17 protein-coding genes are annotated in these 16,782 nt (G+C 37.2%); 7 read left to right on the plus strand and 10 right to left on the minus strand.

The genetic code is table 11. The features are described from left to right. Nucleotides 1–159: helix-turn-helix domain-containing protein (locus I2F23_RS12150; protein WP_213014676.1), on the minus strand; the 159-nt coding region annotated here is incomplete at its 3' end. Between the two features lie 155 nt (nucleotides 160–314). Between I2F23_RS12150 and baeS the strand changes: the two genes are divergently transcribed. Then, nucleotides 315–2,051, plus strand: a complete 1,737-nt coding sequence (baeS, locus tag I2F23_RS12155; RefSeq protein ID WP_195772860.1) for a sensor histidine kinase efflux regulator BaeS — start codon at nucleotides 315–317, stop codon at nucleotides 2,049–2,051. 12 nt (nucleotides 2,052–2,063) lie between these two features. Beyond that, nucleotides 2,064–2,753 carry a response regulator gene (locus tag I2F23_RS12160; RefSeq protein ID WP_195772861.1) on the plus strand — a complete coding sequence of 230 codons (690 nt, stop codon included), beginning with the start codon at nucleotides 2,064–2,066 and terminating at the stop codon, nucleotides 2,751–2,753. Nucleotide 2,754: 1 nt separating this feature from the next. Here the strand turns inward: I2F23_RS12160 and I2F23_RS12165 are convergent, their stop codons facing one another. Continuing rightward, nucleotides 2,755–4,197 carry a protein adenylyltransferase SelO gene (locus I2F23_RS12165; RefSeq protein ID WP_195772862.1) on the minus strand — a complete coding sequence of 481 codons (1,443 nt, stop codon included), beginning with the start codon at nucleotides 4,195–4,197 and terminating at the stop codon, nucleotides 2,755–2,757. A 251-nt stretch (nucleotides 4,198–4,448) separates the two neighbouring features. On the opposite strand from I2F23_RS12165, the gene I2F23_RS12170 reads away from it, so the two are divergent. Continuing rightward, a complete protein-coding gene (locus I2F23_RS12170; RefSeq protein ID WP_195772863.1) occupies nucleotides 4,449–4,643 on the plus strand; it encodes a hypothetical protein in 195 nt (64 codons plus the stop codon). Nucleotides 4,644–4,846: 203 nt separating this feature from the next. Here I2F23_RS12170 and I2F23_RS12175 read toward each other — a convergent pair whose 3' ends face one another. Then, nucleotides 4,847–6,025, minus strand: a complete 1,179-nt coding sequence (locus I2F23_RS12175; RefSeq protein ID WP_195772864.1) for an acyl-CoA desaturase — start codon at nucleotides 6,023–6,025, stop codon at nucleotides 4,847–4,849. A gap of 145 nt (nucleotides 6,026–6,170) precedes the next feature. Then, nucleotides 6,171–6,884 (minus strand): glycerophosphodiester phosphodiesterase, encoded by a 714-nt coding sequence (locus I2F23_RS12180; protein WP_195772865.1) that lies wholly within the window; start codon nucleotides 6,882–6,884, stop codon nucleotides 6,171–6,173. A 149-nt stretch (nucleotides 6,885–7,033) separates the two neighbouring features. On the opposite strand from I2F23_RS12180, the gene I2F23_RS12185 reads away from it, so the two are divergent. Both I2F23_RS12185 and trpB read left to right on the plus strand, forming a co-directional pair. Next, nucleotides 7,034–7,675 carry a phosphoribosylanthranilate isomerase gene (locus I2F23_RS12185; RefSeq protein ID WP_195772866.1) on the plus strand — a complete coding sequence of 214 codons (642 nt, stop codon included), beginning with the start codon at nucleotides 7,034–7,036 and terminating at the stop codon, nucleotides 7,673–7,675. Continuing rightward, nucleotides 7,659–8,885 (plus strand): tryptophan synthase subunit beta, encoded by a 1,227-nt coding sequence (gene trpB / locus I2F23_RS12190; protein ID WP_195772867.1) that lies wholly within the window; start codon nucleotides 7,659–7,661, stop codon nucleotides 8,883–8,885. The genes I2F23_RS12185 and trpB overlap by 17 nt, the downstream gene beginning before the upstream one ends. A gap of 55 nt (nucleotides 8,886–8,940) precedes the next feature. Here trpB and I2F23_RS12195 read toward each other — a convergent pair whose 3' ends face one another. Then, nucleotides 8,941–9,429 (minus strand): YajQ family cyclic di-GMP-binding protein, encoded by a 489-nt coding sequence (locus tag I2F23_RS12195; protein ID WP_195772868.1) that lies wholly within the window; start codon nucleotides 9,427–9,429, stop codon nucleotides 8,941–8,943. A 91-nt stretch (nucleotides 9,430–9,520) separates the two neighbouring features. On the opposite strand from I2F23_RS12195, the gene I2F23_RS12200 reads away from it, so the two are divergent. After that, nucleotides 9,521–9,826 carry a rhodanese-like domain-containing protein gene (locus tag I2F23_RS12200; RefSeq protein WP_195772869.1) on the plus strand — a complete coding sequence of 102 codons (306 nt, stop codon included), beginning with the start codon at nucleotides 9,521–9,523 and terminating at the stop codon, nucleotides 9,824–9,826. Between the two features lie 10 nt (nucleotides 9,827–9,836). Here the strand turns inward: I2F23_RS12200 and mnmC are convergent, their stop codons facing one another. The 4 genes from mnmC to I2F23_RS12220 are packed head-to-tail and all read right to left on the minus strand — an operon-like array spanning nucleotide 9,837 to nucleotide 13,168. Further along, the gene (gene mnmC / locus I2F23_RS12205) at nucleotides 9,837–11,702 is read right to left on the minus strand and encodes an FAD-dependent 5-carboxymethylaminomethyl-2-thiouridine(34) oxidoreductase MnmC (protein ID WP_213014728.1); all 1,866 of its coding nucleotides are present in this window, start codon (nucleotides 11,700–11,702) and stop codon (nucleotides 9,837–9,839) included. A gap of 18 nt (nucleotides 11,703–11,720) precedes the next feature. After that, nucleotides 11,721–12,212: a hypothetical protein gene (locus I2F23_RS12210; RefSeq protein ID WP_195772870.1), complete on the minus strand. Its 492-nt coding sequence runs from the start codon at nucleotides 12,210–12,212 to the stop codon at nucleotides 11,721–11,723. 5 nt (nucleotides 12,213–12,217) lie between these two features. Then, entirely contained in the window at nucleotides 12,218–12,520 is a 303-nt protein-coding gene (locus tag I2F23_RS12215; protein ID WP_195772871.1) for a YciI family protein, read from the minus strand. A 36-nt stretch (nucleotides 12,521–12,556) separates the two neighbouring features. Next, complete coding sequence (locus I2F23_RS12220) at nucleotides 12,557–13,168, minus strand: septation protein IspZ (RefSeq protein ID WP_195772872.1); 612 nt, start codon at nucleotides 13,166–13,168, stop codon at nucleotides 12,557–12,559. 44 nt (nucleotides 13,169–13,212) lie between these two features. Here I2F23_RS12220 and I2F23_RS12225 point away from each other — a divergent pair, with 44 nt between their 5' ends. Continuing rightward, nucleotides 13,213–14,067: a PHP domain-containing protein gene (locus tag I2F23_RS12225; protein ID WP_195772873.1), complete on the plus strand. Its 855-nt coding sequence runs from the start codon at nucleotides 13,213–13,215 to the stop codon at nucleotides 14,065–14,067. Nucleotides 14,068–14,114: 47 nt separating this feature from the next. Here the strand turns inward: I2F23_RS12225 and I2F23_RS12230 are convergent. Next, nucleotides 14,115–16,782, minus strand: a 2,668-nt coding sequence (locus tag I2F23_RS12230; RefSeq protein WP_195772874.1) for a S8 family serine peptidase, incomplete at its 5' end; no start/stop codon positions are given.

The following is a 16,782-nucleotide window of genomic DNA, read 5'->3' on the forward strand; positions in this document are numbered from 1 at the left end:
AAAAGGTTTGCGTGGGCGAGTTCTTTTAACCTCAATTCGTTTTTTCCAGCTCAAAATTGTATTTTTATCAATTTCAAATTGTGTCGATACCGCTCGTATGGAATATCCTTCCTCAAGCTTCGCTATCACTTTTCGTCTAAAATGTTCTGAATAACTCATTTTTAAATTGTCTTATATTTTTGATTGTTTGACTATATATGCAATATTTGTTTCACACTTGAGCTTAACAAATATTATTGAACTTCATATTGAAACCTATTTTATTCGCTAGAATAATGACTGCAAATAAGTTGAAATGAGATGGATTAGCCAATATGGGGTTAGGAATAAAAAAAACACCTGTAAATAACCGCCGTATACCTATTGCGCTACGTTTATTTTCAACGGTTCTATTAACGACATTAATTATTACAACCGTCAGTTTGGGCGTTTTTCAATGGACAATGAAGCAGAATTTTGCCAAGTATGTTGCCGATGTGGAAATGCAAAAACTTGATCATTTGATTGAGAACTTGGCTGGTATTTATAGTGTATACCATGATTGGGGCGATGCGATTCAAGCACAAATTTTGCAGGTAGAAGGAATTGCCGCACCAGATGACTTTGATCGTTTATCTAGAACTTGGTTGCGTAGACAATACGATATTGCTTTTCAGCAACGTTATTTTAAAGAAAATGCGGTTTTAAGTATTCCTACTGGATTAGAACAAAAAACAGATCGTTTAAAGAAACAGACTTTAACTGAGAGTGAAATTCGACAAATACAACAAAACTTACCATCAGAATTTCAGCCATTTGAAGGGCTGAAATTTCCTTTAAAAGATAACTTCGCTTTATTTGGCCGTCCTAAAGATGGGCCACCAGAAATGGAGGGAGGAAACAATAGAGGAAATCCATCTGCTGAAGATAAAGTTGAAATGATAGATGATGAGCCTGTAACCAAGAAGTTTATTCCGATGCCAGACCGTTTTGGGTTGAGCTCACGACTTTCGTTGTATGATGCGAAGAAACGCTTTGTTGTTGGTCAGCCACCACAGGGAGCAGTTTCATACAGACCTATTTTGGTTAATGGTATCGTGATTGGATATCTAGGATTAAAACCTGTTTTAGACCAAGATGATATTTTAAGTCTGAGCTTTTTTAGTACACAAAAACGTGTATTACTTTTAATTTATGCAGTAACTTTCTTTGCAAGTTTACTTCTTGCTTTGCTGTTGGCAACTTACTTTAAAAAGCCTATTCAAAAATTATTGCAAGCCACGCAAGAGCTGACGAAAGGAAATTATCAACATAAGGTGAAAGTGGGAAGAAATGATGAGCTTGGTGATCTCTCTAATCAAATTAATCGGTTGGCATCTATTTTAGATCAGCATGAGAATTCACGTAAGCAATGGGTAGCAGATACCTCCCACGAGTTAAAAACACCTTTAGCAGTGTTACAAGCGCAGATTGAGGCAATGCAAGATGGTATTCGTAAGGCTACACCTGAGCATTTAACCTCTATGATGAGTCAGGTTTCAAGTTTGAAAAAATTGACGCAAGATCTTGCAGACTTGGCACAGGTGGAGGCTCAGCAACTGAAATGCTACTTTGCCGAAATGGATCCGTGGAAAGCAATATTACAAGAAGTCAATAACTTTCAATCTAAGTTTGAACAAGCGCATTTAACTGTTCGAACACAAGGAACTGGGATAATATTAATGTTAGACCATGATCGCTTTAAGCAGGTGATTGTGAACTTATTGAGTAATAGTGTGCGTTATACAGAACAATATGGAGAAATATATATACATACGCATCAAACAGATACATATTGGAGTGTCATTGTAGACGACAGCCCATTAGGATTGACCGATGACCAATTAAAACGGTTAGGTGAGCGTTTTTATAGAGTCGATGACTCGCGGACTCGGGCAACAGGAGGTACAGGCTTAGGACTGGCACTCTCTGCAAAAATTATTCAAGCCCTTGGCGGTGAGCTTTCATTTGATCATTCTCCGCTTGGCGGATTACGTTGTACTTTGACCTTTTTAAAAGAAAAGTTGAATTAGGAAAGTGTGTACATGAGACATATTGTTTTAGTTGAAGATGAAGTAGAGCTTGCAAGTTTAGTCAAAGATTATTTAGAAGCTGCAGGTTTTGAGGTAAGTGTTTTTCATGATGGTCAGGAAGCATACCAGAGCTTTTTACAGCATAAACCCAGTTTAATGATTCTAGATCTGATGGTGCCTAAGATGGATGGCCTGACAATTTGTCGTAAAGTCCGTGAACAGTCAGATTTGCCAATTATTATGGTTACTGCTAGAACAGAAGAAATAGATCGCGTACTTGGATTGAATATGGGGGCAGATGATTATGTTTGTAAACCATTTAGTCCTAAAGAGTTGGTTGCACGAGTACAAGCTGTATTGCGTCGTTTAGAGCGTAAAGACGAACCAGAAGATCATCAGTTTTTCAAAATTGATCAATCTCAACAACGAATTTGGTATAAGCAAAAAGCACTGAATTTAACACCAACAGAGTTTAGATTATTCGAATTGTTTTTAGATCATATTGGACAAGTCTATTCTCGTTCTCAATTGTTAGATCATATTAACCCTGATAGCTTTGATGTTGCTGACCGTGTGATTGACAGCCACATTAAGAATTTACGCCGTAAAATTACCGACATTACGAGTGTAGATACACAGCATGAGTGGATTCAAGCTGTGTATGGAGTAGGTTATCGTTTTGAGTATCCTGAAAATATGTAATTTACGATGAGCAACTGATTGAGATTTCAGGTACATCAGTTGCAGGTGGAACCAAATCTGAGGGTTTTTCAAAGGTAGGCTGTTTGGTGAATGGATTGGCAAGCAGCTTAAATAAGCGATCCACTTCCGAAAAGTCATCTCGCTCTGCAGCCTCAATGGCATCTTGTGCCATATGATTGCGAAGAATATAGTGTGGGTTATGTTCCTGCATGCTTTGCTGTAGTGCTTCGATATCCTGATTTTCGCGAATCTGATGATAATGTTCTAAAAACTCATCAAATACATCTGTATTAATACAGTTATCTCGTAAGTCGGTATATCTTTTTTCTTGTAGCGCAATAAAGCTTTGGGTGTAATCTAGTTTTTCCTGCTGTAATATTCTTAAAAAATTTAAACTACAGTCGAAACTTTCTTTATGAAATGTCGGTAACCCCATTTTGCATGCTAGGCCTGTTTGATATTTTTCTAAGAAAGTGATTTCAAATTGGCTCAAAGTATCTGAAAGTTCTGCTTTAAAAGTGTCTCTCGTTTCTTTAGGGGCAAGGTAAACGAGTTGATTAAGCCAAACCCATAGATTCCAATGAGCAATGCTAGGTTGTTTTTCGTATGTATAACGTCCCTGATGGTCGGAGTGATTATTAATCCAATTGGGGCGAAATCTTTCTAAAAAACCGTAAGGGCCAAAATCTAAAGTAGAACCTGTAATATTAAGGTTATCGGTGTTCATAACGCCATGCGCAAAACCGACCAATTGCCAGTTTGCGACCAAAATTGCTGTTTTTTCTATGACTGCTTTTGCAAATGCAAGGATAGGTGACTCTGCTTTAAGACATTCAGGGTAATGCCAAGAAATACAGTGCTGTGTAAAATCTGAGAGTAATTCTGGTGCATATTGATTTATCCATTCAAAATGACCTAGACGAATATGGCTGTCAGCACTACGTAACAGCATGGCACCAGGCTCTAACTTTTCACGCTGTACGCCCTGTAATGAGCTTGTAAAGCCTACGGCATTGCTTGATGGAATACCTAAAGCATTAAGGGCATGTCCTGCTAGATACTCTCGGATGACAGAACGTAAAACAGCACGGCCATCTCCCATACGAGAAAAAGGTGTTTGACCAGCCCCTTTTAAATGTAAATCGACCGTCTGTTGTTTTTTATTCAATACCTGTGCGATGAGTAATCCTCGTCCATCGCCCAAAGCACCAGCCCAATGCCCAAATTGATGACCAGCATAAGCCATAGCAAGCGGCTGGAAAGGTGTAATCGTGCGTTGTCCACTGCAAATTTCAACCCAATTCTGCCTTTCTTCGGCACTCCATTGTAATTCATCTGCAAGGTCTTCATTAAAGTGACCTGCTTTTGCACCTTTGAGTGGCGCAGGCATTTGTTCACGATAGAATTTCGCATTGAGCTGTGGATAGCGTGGGTTGAGTTGCATGGAGTTATCCTTTGGGTGGTTGCGTTAATATAACAAAAGCACCACATTCATGCGATTTATTGAATTTTATATTGACTAAAAACAGTCACATTGACTAACGCATTTTTGTAATAATCGCTTAAAATACTTTACTTATTTATGGTGGAGTGACTGTGCGTGGGACAAGGTGAAAATATGCTAGGGTTGACATGCATATCTTTGGTATATATATTGTATATACGTTTTTTATTGTCTTTCGGGGTAAATACGCAATGACTGATCAATCCCAAAGAAAGAAAGCCAGTAAAAAAGACAGTCAACTCTTAATTCGTATTAGTAGTGCCGAGCGTGATCAGTTCATTGATTTATGTGATGAGTTAGATACAAGTGCAGCACGAGAATTAAGAAAATTTATCCGTAGTTTTATTAAAAAACGTCAGTCAACGGATATGCATAATGAGGAGTAACTTATGTCTAAACAAGTTAAAACTTTGAAAAAAGAACTTAAAGCACGTCTTGCAAAAATTGCTAAACACGAAAGCAAAGTCAAGAAATTGCAAAAAGAAATTAAAAAACAAAAATAATTTAAGTTATTTTTGTTCGGCATATCAATTAGGTTGATATGCCTATGTTGAAAGGGCTGAACTTTGAAAAGTTCAGCCCTTTTTTATTAGGATGTTGATGGTGGTATGGCTTTAGGAATACTTTTTACCATAATTTCTAAACGTGCCCTATGATGTTGTAAGCGTTGTTCGATTAGCTGAAATTCGAACTTTAGCTTGTCATCCATTTGATGCAGTTTTTCAGTCATGCGTTGTTTTTTTGCTAACATTTCTTGTTCTTTGAGCTTAGTCATGTCATTTAATGTATGTGTAAAGGCCTCATATTCTTGGGCGATACGATGTTTAATCGTATGAAAATCTTCACTGACGTGATGTCCATAGATAGCAAGGTCTTGTTCTGCATATTTAAATTTCATAGCAAGTTCGGCTTTTTTAATATTCAAGCTAGGAATTCTTCTTAGATTTTTTGCAAGCCCTAACTTTGAGCATGACCAAATGAGCCATTTTGTTGGATCATATTGCCACCATTTAACACCATTACGGTAGTCATATTGAAAAATGTGGTGATAGTTATGATATCCCTCACCCCATGTTGCAATGGCTAACCAGAAATTATCTCGTGCTGTATTTTCATCGGTATAAGGACGTTTACCGAACATGTGGCAAAGCGAGTTAATAAAGAATGTAATATGATGGCTCAGTACCAGTCGTAATAACCCACCTAATAAGATAACACCCCAAATATCTCCTACAGCCCAGCCTATACCTAGTAAAATGATGGTATGTACAGCAATGACTAATGAGACATAATGTTTATGTTGGAACATGACTAAGCGGTCATTCATAAGGTCTGGAGCATTTTTGTAATTTGCTTCTGCTGCTGGATAATCTCGAATCATCCAGCCTAGATGTGCATACCAAAAACCTTTTTTAATAGAATATGGGTCTTTCTCTTCGTCGTCTACATGACGATGATGTGTTCTATGGCCAGATGCCCAATATAAAATACTATTTTGAATGGCAAATGTTCCACCAAGCATAAGAATAATTTTTAAGGGAAGAGAGGCCTCATAGGCACGGTGTGCCCACAAACGATGATATCCTGCTGTAATACTTAAACTGCTGAAAGCCAATAAGAAGAATAAGCTAATCCATGCTGACAATGAAAAATCATAATGATATGCATATAGCGGAATTGCAATGATGGACACAATGGGTGTGCCTAGCAAAGTAATGGCTGCTGTCCAATTAATAGGAGCTTTAAGCGCTTGGGACGAAAGAGTCATAGGAGACGCTCCCAAAAGAATGAGATGGTCATTTCCAAAGTAAAACTTTGAAAATACTTTGCGTAAAAGTTGAACGCTAAATATGAATATATAATAGTATACAGTTGTATATTATGGCAAATATAAATGATTAGAATTGAAAGATTTATAATTTATTTTTCATCATTTGAGGTACATCAGTAATAAGGCCGTCAATACCATATGCTTTGAGCTCTTTTGCTCTTTCAAGTTCATTCACTGTCCAAACACTGACCTTCAAACCTGCACAATGTGTTTTTTCAATGATGTTTCTAGTTGCAAGTGAATTCATCCATCCAATACGATCGCATTCTAAAATTAATGCTTTTTCAATTGCCATTTCTTTAATATCTTCTTCTATAAGTAGTCCACGTTTAAATGGGCAATTTTGTTGTTGTAATACTTGTAGAATTTTTTCGTCAAAACTCGTAATCGTTACATTTTTTTCAAAGCCTTGAAGTGCTTTAAGTAAACTTCGGCAAAGTATTTCTGCTTCATTCAAAGTTTCCACAGCTTTAACTTCAACCTCTATATGTGTAAATTGTTGAATAATTTTGAGTGTTTCAATGAGTGTGGGTGTCGGTTCATTATACTGCCAATCTTTCCAGATTAACCGATGGTCATGTTTGATTAAATCCTCTAATAGAGTGTCATAAATTGATTGTACTTGACCTGTTGTTCGTTTTAGATTGTCGTCGTGTATTATGACCAATGTATTATCTCTAAGCTGCCTAACATCAAACTCAACAGCTGTAATTCCAATTTCTTTTAAGTATTTAAAACTACCTAGGGTATTTTCAGGTGCTTCATTTCGAGCACCACGATGTCCTATAATTTGCATAATTATGCTCTAAATGCGATAAATAAAAATATTATATGGGATTGTCATGTCAAAAAGTTTGCAATTCAGTATGGTTTTGCTAAAAATAACAGTACAAAGATATTGATAGAATGCTTTCTAAATAAACTATTGGGCAATAAAGAGAAGCTATGCGAACTCGTGCAAAAATTTGTGGAATTACCCGTTTAGAAGATGCCCAAGCAGTCGTAAATGCAGGTGCAGATGCTATTGGTTTAGTATTTTATAAGCCAAGCCCTAGAGCTGTTTCTGTATCACAGGCAGAAAAAATAGTAAAAATGATTCCACCTTACGTACAAATTGTGGGATTATTTGTAAATGCAGAAATTGATGAAATAAGAAACATACTTCATGATGTTTCTATAGATGTTTTACAGTTTCATGGTCATGAAACACCAGAGCAATGTACATCTATTGCTCAAGAATTTGGTAAACGCTGGTATAAGGCCATTCAAGTGAAGCCTGAACTCGACTTAATTGGCGAAATACAGCGTTATCAAAAAGCAGGCGCAAGTGCTATTTTACTTGATGCTTGGCATCCTGAACTCAAAGGGGGAACAGGATTGCAATTTGACTGGTCTCAATTTCCTGACTTAGATATTCCGCTTATATTGGCAGGTGGTTTAACGCCTGAAAATATTACTGAAGCTATTCAAATGACACACCCATTTGCGGTAGATGTGAGTGGTGGGGTAGAGGCAAGTAAAGGAATAAAAGACCATCAACTGATAGAAAAATTTATGCAAGGAGTCCATTGTGGATCAGCAAAATAAGATTGACTACACACAATATCCAGATGCAAAAGGGCATTTTGGTATTCATGGCGGACGATTTGTGTCAGAAACATTAATGGCAGCGTTAGAAGATTTACAATCTCTTTATGAGAGAATGAAAGATGATGCCCAGTTTCTAGCAGAATTCGATCGTGATTTGGCCTATTATGTTGGCCGTCCAAGTCCTCTTTATTATGCTGAGCGATGGTCGAAACATCTTGGTGGTGCGCAAATTTATTTAAAACGTGAAGACCTAAACCATACAGGTTCGCACAAAGTAAACAATACGATTGGTCAAGCTCTTCTCGCTAAACTTTCAGGTAAAAAGCGTATTATTGCAGAAACAGGTGCAGGACAGCATGGGGTTGCAACAGCAACAATTGCAGCGCGTTTAGGGCTTGAGTGTGTTGTGTACATGGGCGCAGACGATGTAAAGCGTCAGGCGATGAATGTTTACCGTATGCGATTATTGGGAGCAAAAGTTGTTCCTGTAACGAGCGGTTCACGTACATTAAAAGATGCAATGAATGAAGCAATGCGTGATTGGGTGAGTAATGTGGACAGTACCTATTATGTTATTGGTACGGTTGCAGGCCCACATCCATACCCTCAGTTGGTACGTGACTTCCAATCAATTATTGGACGTGAAGCACGTCAGCAAATTCAAGATCAAGCAGGTCGTTTACCTGATGCATTGGTCGCATGTGTAGGTGGTGGTTCAAATGCCATGGGCTTGTTCTATCCGTTCTTAAATGATACTGACGTTGCCATGTATGGTGTCGAAGCAGCAGGATTGGGTGTTGAAACAGGCAAGCACTCTGCACCTCTTAATGCAGGTCATGTTGGTGTATTGCATGGCAATAGAACGTACTTGATGAGCGATGCACAAGGTCAAATTATTGAAACACATAGTATTTCTGCTGGTCTAGACTACCCAGGGGTAGGTCCTGAGCATAGTTTCTTAAAAGATATGAAACGTGTGCAATATGTACCGATTATAGATGATGAAGCTCTACAGGGCTTCCGAGACCTTACAAAAATTGAAGGAATTATTCCTGCACTAGAAAGTGCCCATGCAATGGCATATGTTTCTAAGTTGGCACCAACCATGTCTAAAGATCAGATTTTAATTGCGACGGTCTCAGGCCGTGGAGATAAAGATTTGATGACTGTTGCCCGTTTAGATGGCATAGAAATGGTTGATATGTAAGAAGCTATATAAAAAAGGCGCATTTGATGCGCCTTTTTTATGGTCTGTTTTTTGCTTAGTCTTTGAAGTTATTAAACTGTAATGGAATACCGAATTGCTCTTCACGTAAGAATGCCATAAGTTTTTGTAGGGTATCGCGTTTTTTATCGCTGACACGAATTTTATCACCTTGAATAGATGATTGAACTTTGATTCCGCTTTCCTTAATGGCCTTATTTACTTTTTTTGCAGTGTCAGAGTCTAAACCATCTTTAAGTTTAATGACCTGAACAAAATGCTTACCTGAAGCAGATGCTTTTTGCGGATCCATTGCTTGAATATCAATTTTACGTTTAAAGAAATGGTTTTCAAGCATGCTGTAAACTTGTTCGCACTGAAAGTCACTTTCTGTAGAGATTTTAATCTCTTTCGATTTTTCATTGAGCTCAACAGTTACATCTTGACCACGAAAATCAAAACGTGTTGCGATCTCTTTCTGTGTATTTTGTACAGCGTGGTTAACTTCGAAAGTCTCAAGTTCGGAAACGATATCAAAAGAAGGCATATCTAGCACCTTTACAAGTGGATGAAATATCTGAGATGCTAAGAGGGTTTTCTTGATTTGCCAAGTGTTGTTTATATAAAAGGAGGACACAATGATCCGTAAACAAGAAATTACAACATTTGAATTCCCAGATAATGCTGTTATTTGGGATGTTAGAGATGCAAATGCCTATGCAGAGGCACATTTAAAAGGTGCGGTAAATCAACCGATTGACCATATAAATGAAGATGCATTGACCGAAATTTCGGCAGATCAGCCTATTTATATTTTGTGTGGTGGGGGCAGTAAGGCACCTAGAGCTGCTGAAAAATTAGAAAGCTTTGATAGTGGCCGAGAATATGTCGTACTGATGGGTGGTACACGTGCGGCCAAAGCAGCAGGATTACCGATAGAATAAAAAAAGCGCCTTAGGGCGCTTTTTTAGGGCTTTTATTTTGGTAGTACGGTTTTTGGGGTTTGGTTTTTTTCAAAAATCTTTGCGGATTGAGTTTGTCTATAACACTTATAGGTACTGGGCAAAGCTCATTTAAAATTTGAGAAGCTAATATTTCAGCACACAGTGGTGCAAATAAGAAGCCCTTAGACCCTAGTCCTGAGCAAGTATATATTTTTTGGTGGTCTCCATATGGACCAAGTAACGGAAAATAATCTGCACTTTGTGCGCGTACAGATGCTCGACCTTCCCAATGCACGATATCTTCTAACGTTTCAGCATAATCAGGATAAACTTTTTTTAGGAGGGCCAGATTATGTATATGGTCTTCTTCAAGTACTGCATCATCTGCTCTTTGTGGATGAAAAGAAGCACCTAAAATAAGTTGTTTATCATTCAACTGCATTGCATAACCACCATAACTCAATGCTTGATGACTAGGAAGTGGTGCATTTTCATTATTTAGCCAACTGACTTGACCGCGAATAGGTTTAAGTTGTGGCAATTCAGGCAGTAATAGATGACTATCTATTGCTGTGCAGACAATAGTAAAGTCTGCAAAAAACTGTTGGCTCAACTTATCAATGATGTAAACTTGTTCTGTTTGTTCCTCTATTTGAGTTATTTCACTTTCTATAAGTTCAATAAGAGGATGCTGAAGTATCTCTTGAGCTAAGATCTGAGGAGTCACAACACCAGCATGTTTAAGTTGTATTGATGAATAATCTGATTTTAGAACGCTATCTTCAGTTGCAACTAATTCAGTTTCAGGATAATCATTCAAAATACTATGAAGTTCGCCGTTTTGCTTTAAATCAGTTTGCTGGACACTGATACGACGAAACGCTTTAAATTGTGAGTAATATGAACAACTATATTGCCAACTTAAACTCATTAAATGTTCGTGATTTTGTGTTGCTGGACAAAGCTTGGGGTTTAGAAGTGCAAGTGGGTTACCAGATGCGCCAGAAATTGCGTTTTTACGCTCGTAGATACGCACATGATGGCCACGTTGTGCAAATGCCCAAGCATGGCTTAAACCTGCGATTCCTGCGCCAATAATAGCAATATTCAGTTGACTTGAAGGCTGAGCTCTCTCAGAGCTGTCTGAAGCTGGCCAGATCGCTTTTAACATTTCACGTTTGTGACCAAAACCTTTAGGTCTAGAAATGTCTATACCATATGCTTTAAGACCACGTTTAATGATGCCTGCTACACTAAAAGATGCGAATGTTGTATGAGGTGCAGATAGGCGAATGATATGTGACAGTATATTTTCTTGCCATAATTCAGGATTACATGCTGGTGCAAATCCATCTAGAAACCATGCATTTACAGTCCCTATTTTAGGAATAATAGGAAAAATATCTGCTGCATCACCTAGCCACAAATCTATACTAAAACGTTCATTTGGAAAGTGAAGACGGTGACAACCTGCAATTGGTGTAGGGTATTGTAAGATGAGTTGTTCTGCTAGAGGCTGAAGTTCAGGCCATGCTTTTAAGGCTCGAATTAAATCTTCTTTAGCCAGAGGAAACTTTTCTACAGTTAAAACATGAAGGTGACTCTGATTATTTGGGCGTACTGCTTGCCACATTTGCCATAAAGCTAAAATATTTAAACCTGTACCAAAGCCTGTTTCACCTACACAAAAATATTCGTAACTGCTTAGCTCAGATAGCCTTGTAGATAGGTCATTTCCATTTAAAAAAACATGGCGTGTTTCTAGTAAGCCATTGTCTTTAGAGAAGTAAACGTCTCCAAACTGCGTTGAGACTGGAATATCAATACCATCAACATGTTGCCATGTAAGCTTTGCAGTTTCAATTTTACCGAACAATCTTAAACCCTTTATCTTTTACCACTGACGACGACGTTTTGTATAAATATAACCTGCGAGCACAAAGCCTAAAATGACACCAATAGCCAGTGTTGCAGCCCCATACATAAATAATTGTGCTGTACGTTCGCTTTGTAGAACTTGAACTTGTACACCTAAATTATCGTTTTTAAGTTGTAATGCTTGATTTTGAGCTAAAGCATCTAAATTTGCTTTTTCTAATTGCTGCATTCGAACTTCTTGGTTTTTGACCAATGTTTTCATTTTTAAATCATCTTCTGCTTTTTTTTGCGCAAGTTGTGCTGGAGAGTTAGGTTCTACCAAAGGTGCACTTTGATTTGTTTTTGTGACTTGCGTTGTTGATGCGTTATTTTGAGACGGACTTGATGGTTGATTTGCAACAGGTTGTGCCTGAGGAATTGGTGTTGTTTGAGATACTGGTTCGACAGCCCATGCAGATGCTGACAGTAGCATGAACACACCAAATGTACGAGATACAACACGTTGCATGATCTTTATCCTTTAGGAAAAACTTGAATGAATGGCTTTACATCTATGTGACCATATACACCTGCTTTAAGATAAGGTTCATCTGATAGCCAAGCATCTAAAGCCTCACGTGTTTCAAAATCTACAATGAGCGTGCTGCCGTAAAAGCCAGCCTGAAGGTTGTCATGTTCTTTTGGCATTGGGCCAGCCACAATTAATTTACCTTCAGCATCAAGTTTTTCAATACGTGCTAGATGTGCAGGACGAGTAGCAAGGCGAGTTGCTAAAGTCCCTTCTTTATCTGTACATGTAACAATAAATAAAGGCATAATTTTACTCTTGTTTTATATAAAAAAGTATTCTTGTTATTCAGAAGTTTTAAAATGTTTTCTTAGAATAACAAATTGAATAATAATAAAAGAGAACATAATAATCATGTCACCAAATGATGTAAACTCGCCCCAGTATTTTCCGTGCATAAATAAAAATGCGAAAAATACATGTAAGCAAGACATTAGTATAAACATACCTGCCCAAGCAAAGTTTAAGTTACGCCATCCTTTAGGATTGAGTTCAAGAACAGTACCAAACATTTTTTTAATGAGTGGACTTTTATCTTTGGTAAAAAGAGGAGAGAGTAAAAATGCTATTGCAAATAGAAAGTTAAGCAATGCTGCTTTTAGCTTAATATAGAAATCGTCATTTAGTAATAATGTCACACCACCAAATACAACGGTCATAATAAAAATTAACCACTGTTGTTTATCTAAACGAAATTTTTGAAAAACAAAAAGTGCCCCATAAACGACAATCATCGAAATAATAAGTGCAGCCGTTGCAACCAAAATATTATTATTGTCTACGCCACCTGAAGAGCCAACAAGACTTAAAATAGGATGATGGTTATTTGTAGGATCAACTGTTTTATAAAAATAGAAAAAGATGATAAGAGGGATAAAGTCCAAAAGTGCTTTCATGTTAAAGTGTTTAATCCTATCTCGCGAATGGTTCATTATAAAATATGCAGGGTATAGATTTACATACACATAGCAATATTTCTGATGGTGCGTTAACACCAGAGGATTTAGTGCGTAAGGCAGTTGAGTCAGGTATCCATACTTTAGCATTAACTGATCATGATTCAATGGATGGCTTAAAAAGAGCTGAAATAGTTGCATGTGAAAATCAAATTAAATTGATTTCTGGGGTGGAAATTTCGAGCCAATGGTCACGTCCATCTACTAAAAAAAGTTATGGCGTACATATTGTCGGCTTAAATATGCAAGATCGTGGATATCTAGATGAAGTTCTAGCAGAGCAAAAACAAATTAGAGCACAACGTGCTGTAGAAATTTGTCACAAGCTTGAAAAAATACTTAAACAAGATTTTTATCCTGATGTACTTGCCAAAGTAGATGGGATTGCAGATCGAGTAACACGTAGTCATATTGCACAAGTTTTACTGGAGAAACGTGTTGTCAATCGGTTGCAACAGGCTTTTGACCGATTTTTAAAAACGGGAAAACCTGCTTTTGTTGCGTTTGAATGGTTGTCACTCGAAAAAACAATTCAAGCCATTCATAGTGCTAAAGGCTTGGCAGTCTTAGCACATCCCACAAAATATGATTTATCTGCAACCAATATTCGTTATTTGATGGAATTATTTACTAAATATGGAGGGGATGCGGTTGAGTTACCCCCATCATCTGAAACAGCATCTAGTCGTCAAATGATTGATCGATTAATTGTCGAGCATGGTCTTAAAGTTTCTATTGGTAGTGATTTTCATGGTGAGCATATGCCATGGTTACACTTAGGTCGTGTACCTATGTTAAAAGAAGGGCAAGAAGGGGTTTGGGAAAGTTTTATTTCATAGAACTATGTCATGCACTTATAAAGTACATGACATAATGTTGACTTCATTTAGTGAATATATTTCACACCAATTTGACCTTGATAGTTATCTTTACTGCTATTTAAGTAAGCAATATCACCAAAAAACTTCCAACGTTTCATAGGTGTTTCATATTGTGCATTGACTCCTAGAGTAACGTATCCTTTTTTAAATTCGGGTGCCTGATAGTTTGTACTTGCCTGAGTAATATTGGATTGAATTGATACGTCACCTAAGTTTCTATATAAAGCATGTGTATACTCTGTAAAACCACCAACTTTAAATTGTTCGGTAACTGTTGCTAAAGAATGTAGTCCAACCTTAGCTTTGACTTCATCTGAATGAATTTTACCTACTGAAAGACCGTAGTGGTTAGATTCTTGTATTCTACCTTGCTCTATACCTGAGTAACTAAGACCCAAAATTGGTGTAAGATTCCATATGCGATTAGGACTAAATTGATAACCTATCTCAGAAGAGATGCTGTACGATTTGATATCTCCTAAAGAAGATGTTTGTACTGTAGATTTTCCTGTATCAATGTTACGATCAAACTTATTATCACCATCACCATATTGTGCAGTGATCGATAAATATTTATTATCTAAAGTATATTTCCCATATAGTCCACCAAAAATCATATCTAATCTATTTTTGTCACGATTTAGACTATAACTTGATGATTCTCTATATTGAGAAATATATCCACCAACGAGTAAGTCTGGATTTAAGAATTTATCTACACCTGCTGTAATCACTGAGATACTTGAATTTACAGTATCCCAACCACTTGCACCGTTTTTATTGTTTAGATATTGCGTATTTGCCCAAATACCTGATTGGGCATCGGTTACGTAGTTTGTTCTTCTGGCAATAGAGTCGGTTACCATGGATTGGTTCTGCAATAAAACTGAAGGTGTTTCTGCAAAAATAGAGCCAGAGTTACTATTTAATATACTTTGAGCTTTTTCACTGCTATTAATATTCTGTAAGTTAATAGCATATTTCACAGCATCGGATTCAGTATGCCCTGTAGAGTAGTCTTTTTCAGCTTGTGTCGTAACTTGGTTTAAAAGTATACCTGCTGGTTTGCTTACGCCATCTGTAGTAATTCCTGCAGAAGTTGCATCAGCAAAACCAATATTCGCAACTACGGATTCAAAACTATATTTTAAATCATTTAATTTTAAGAATGGTGAAATGGTTTTAGCCTGTGAGAACTTTCCTGTAATTGTACGGCCATTTATAACCTGATAGTTACCTAGATTGAAGTTTTGTGATGCACTATAAATATCTAAAGTACCATCTAACATTCCTGAAGATACTTTTAGTGTATTTCCTAACTCATATGAGAGTGTTCCTGTGTTAGATTGTATATAGGTTCTAACAGATACTTCACCCCCTCGAGTTGATAGATTTCCGTTATTAAACATCACATTATTAAATATTGTATTATCTGGTATATTTCCTTCATTTTCTGGGTTTTTAAGTAGATCGCCCTTAAGGCTTTGAACTGTGGCACCCTTGTCGATAGTAATATTACCTGTCAGTGTTCCATAATATTTAAATATACCTTCTTTAATATTGGTATCACCTTTATATGTATAATCACCTATAGCATATAAAGTTGCTGCACCACGTTTAGTAAAACCAGCATCTCCATGGATAGAATTCAAAAATGCACTATCTGATGTAATATTTGCATCAAATGTTAAGCCAAAAACTTTATAAAAAGCTGCTGGACCATTTGATGCTTTTTCAGGGTTATAATACCCCCAGCCAGTTGTTTTATTGTATGGTTTACTCGGATCAAAAGTTGACCCATCATCGATATATGTGGCAGTTGTAAGGATCGTTTGACGTACTTGGTCACTTGTCATCCAAGGGTAGTTATACCATACATTAGCTGCAGTTGCAGTCACCTGTGGCGTTGCGAAAGAAGTACCATAATGTCTATTTAACTCCCCATCTTTTTCACTATCTAGATGATAAGCAGGGCTGATAAAATCTGCAGCTAAACACCATTTTGCAGCATCACCACATGCATTTGCACCGACATTATCTCGTCCTTCAAGTTTAAAAAGTTTTTGATGTGTATCATCGACACCAGTAACAGCAAGCCATCCCTTTTCTAAGTTACGATTGTTTACCGGTAGTAAAGCGTTATAACTAGGTTGTGTTTGATATTCATTCCCTGTTGCAAACACAATAAGAGAACCTGTTTTAATAACCTTTTCGGAAAGTTGGCTTTGCCATGAATTTTGATTTAATTTCTCACCAGTCACACCTCCCCATGACGCATTAAATAGCTTGACGCCATATTTCTGATTTAAATCTAGCATTGCATTAAGATTAAGGAAAAAACTACTTTCCCCTTTTTCATTTGTAGTTTGTGCAGCATAGATGACAGCATTATCTTTTGCTAACCCTACTGTAGAACCATGCGTATCTTTACCAGCAATAATTTGTGAAATAATGCTTCCATGGTCACTATCTCCAATATCCTGTGTATTAATATCCGAATCTGTAATATTTGTAATTGTAATACTGTTGTCAGTGGTATTCGCTTCATATCTAGAAACGTTCATAACGCTGTCTTTAAGCATTTCTTTTGTCATTGCACCAGTGTCAATGACACCCACTTTCACTGTTCTATCAGAAGGTAATACGGGTTCTGCTTTAGGAGCAGGCGTTGGC

The organism is Acinetobacter pollinis, assembly GCF_015627175.1.
GTDB lineage: Bacteria > Pseudomonadota > Gammaproteobacteria > Pseudomonadales > Moraxellaceae > Acinetobacter > Acinetobacter pollinis.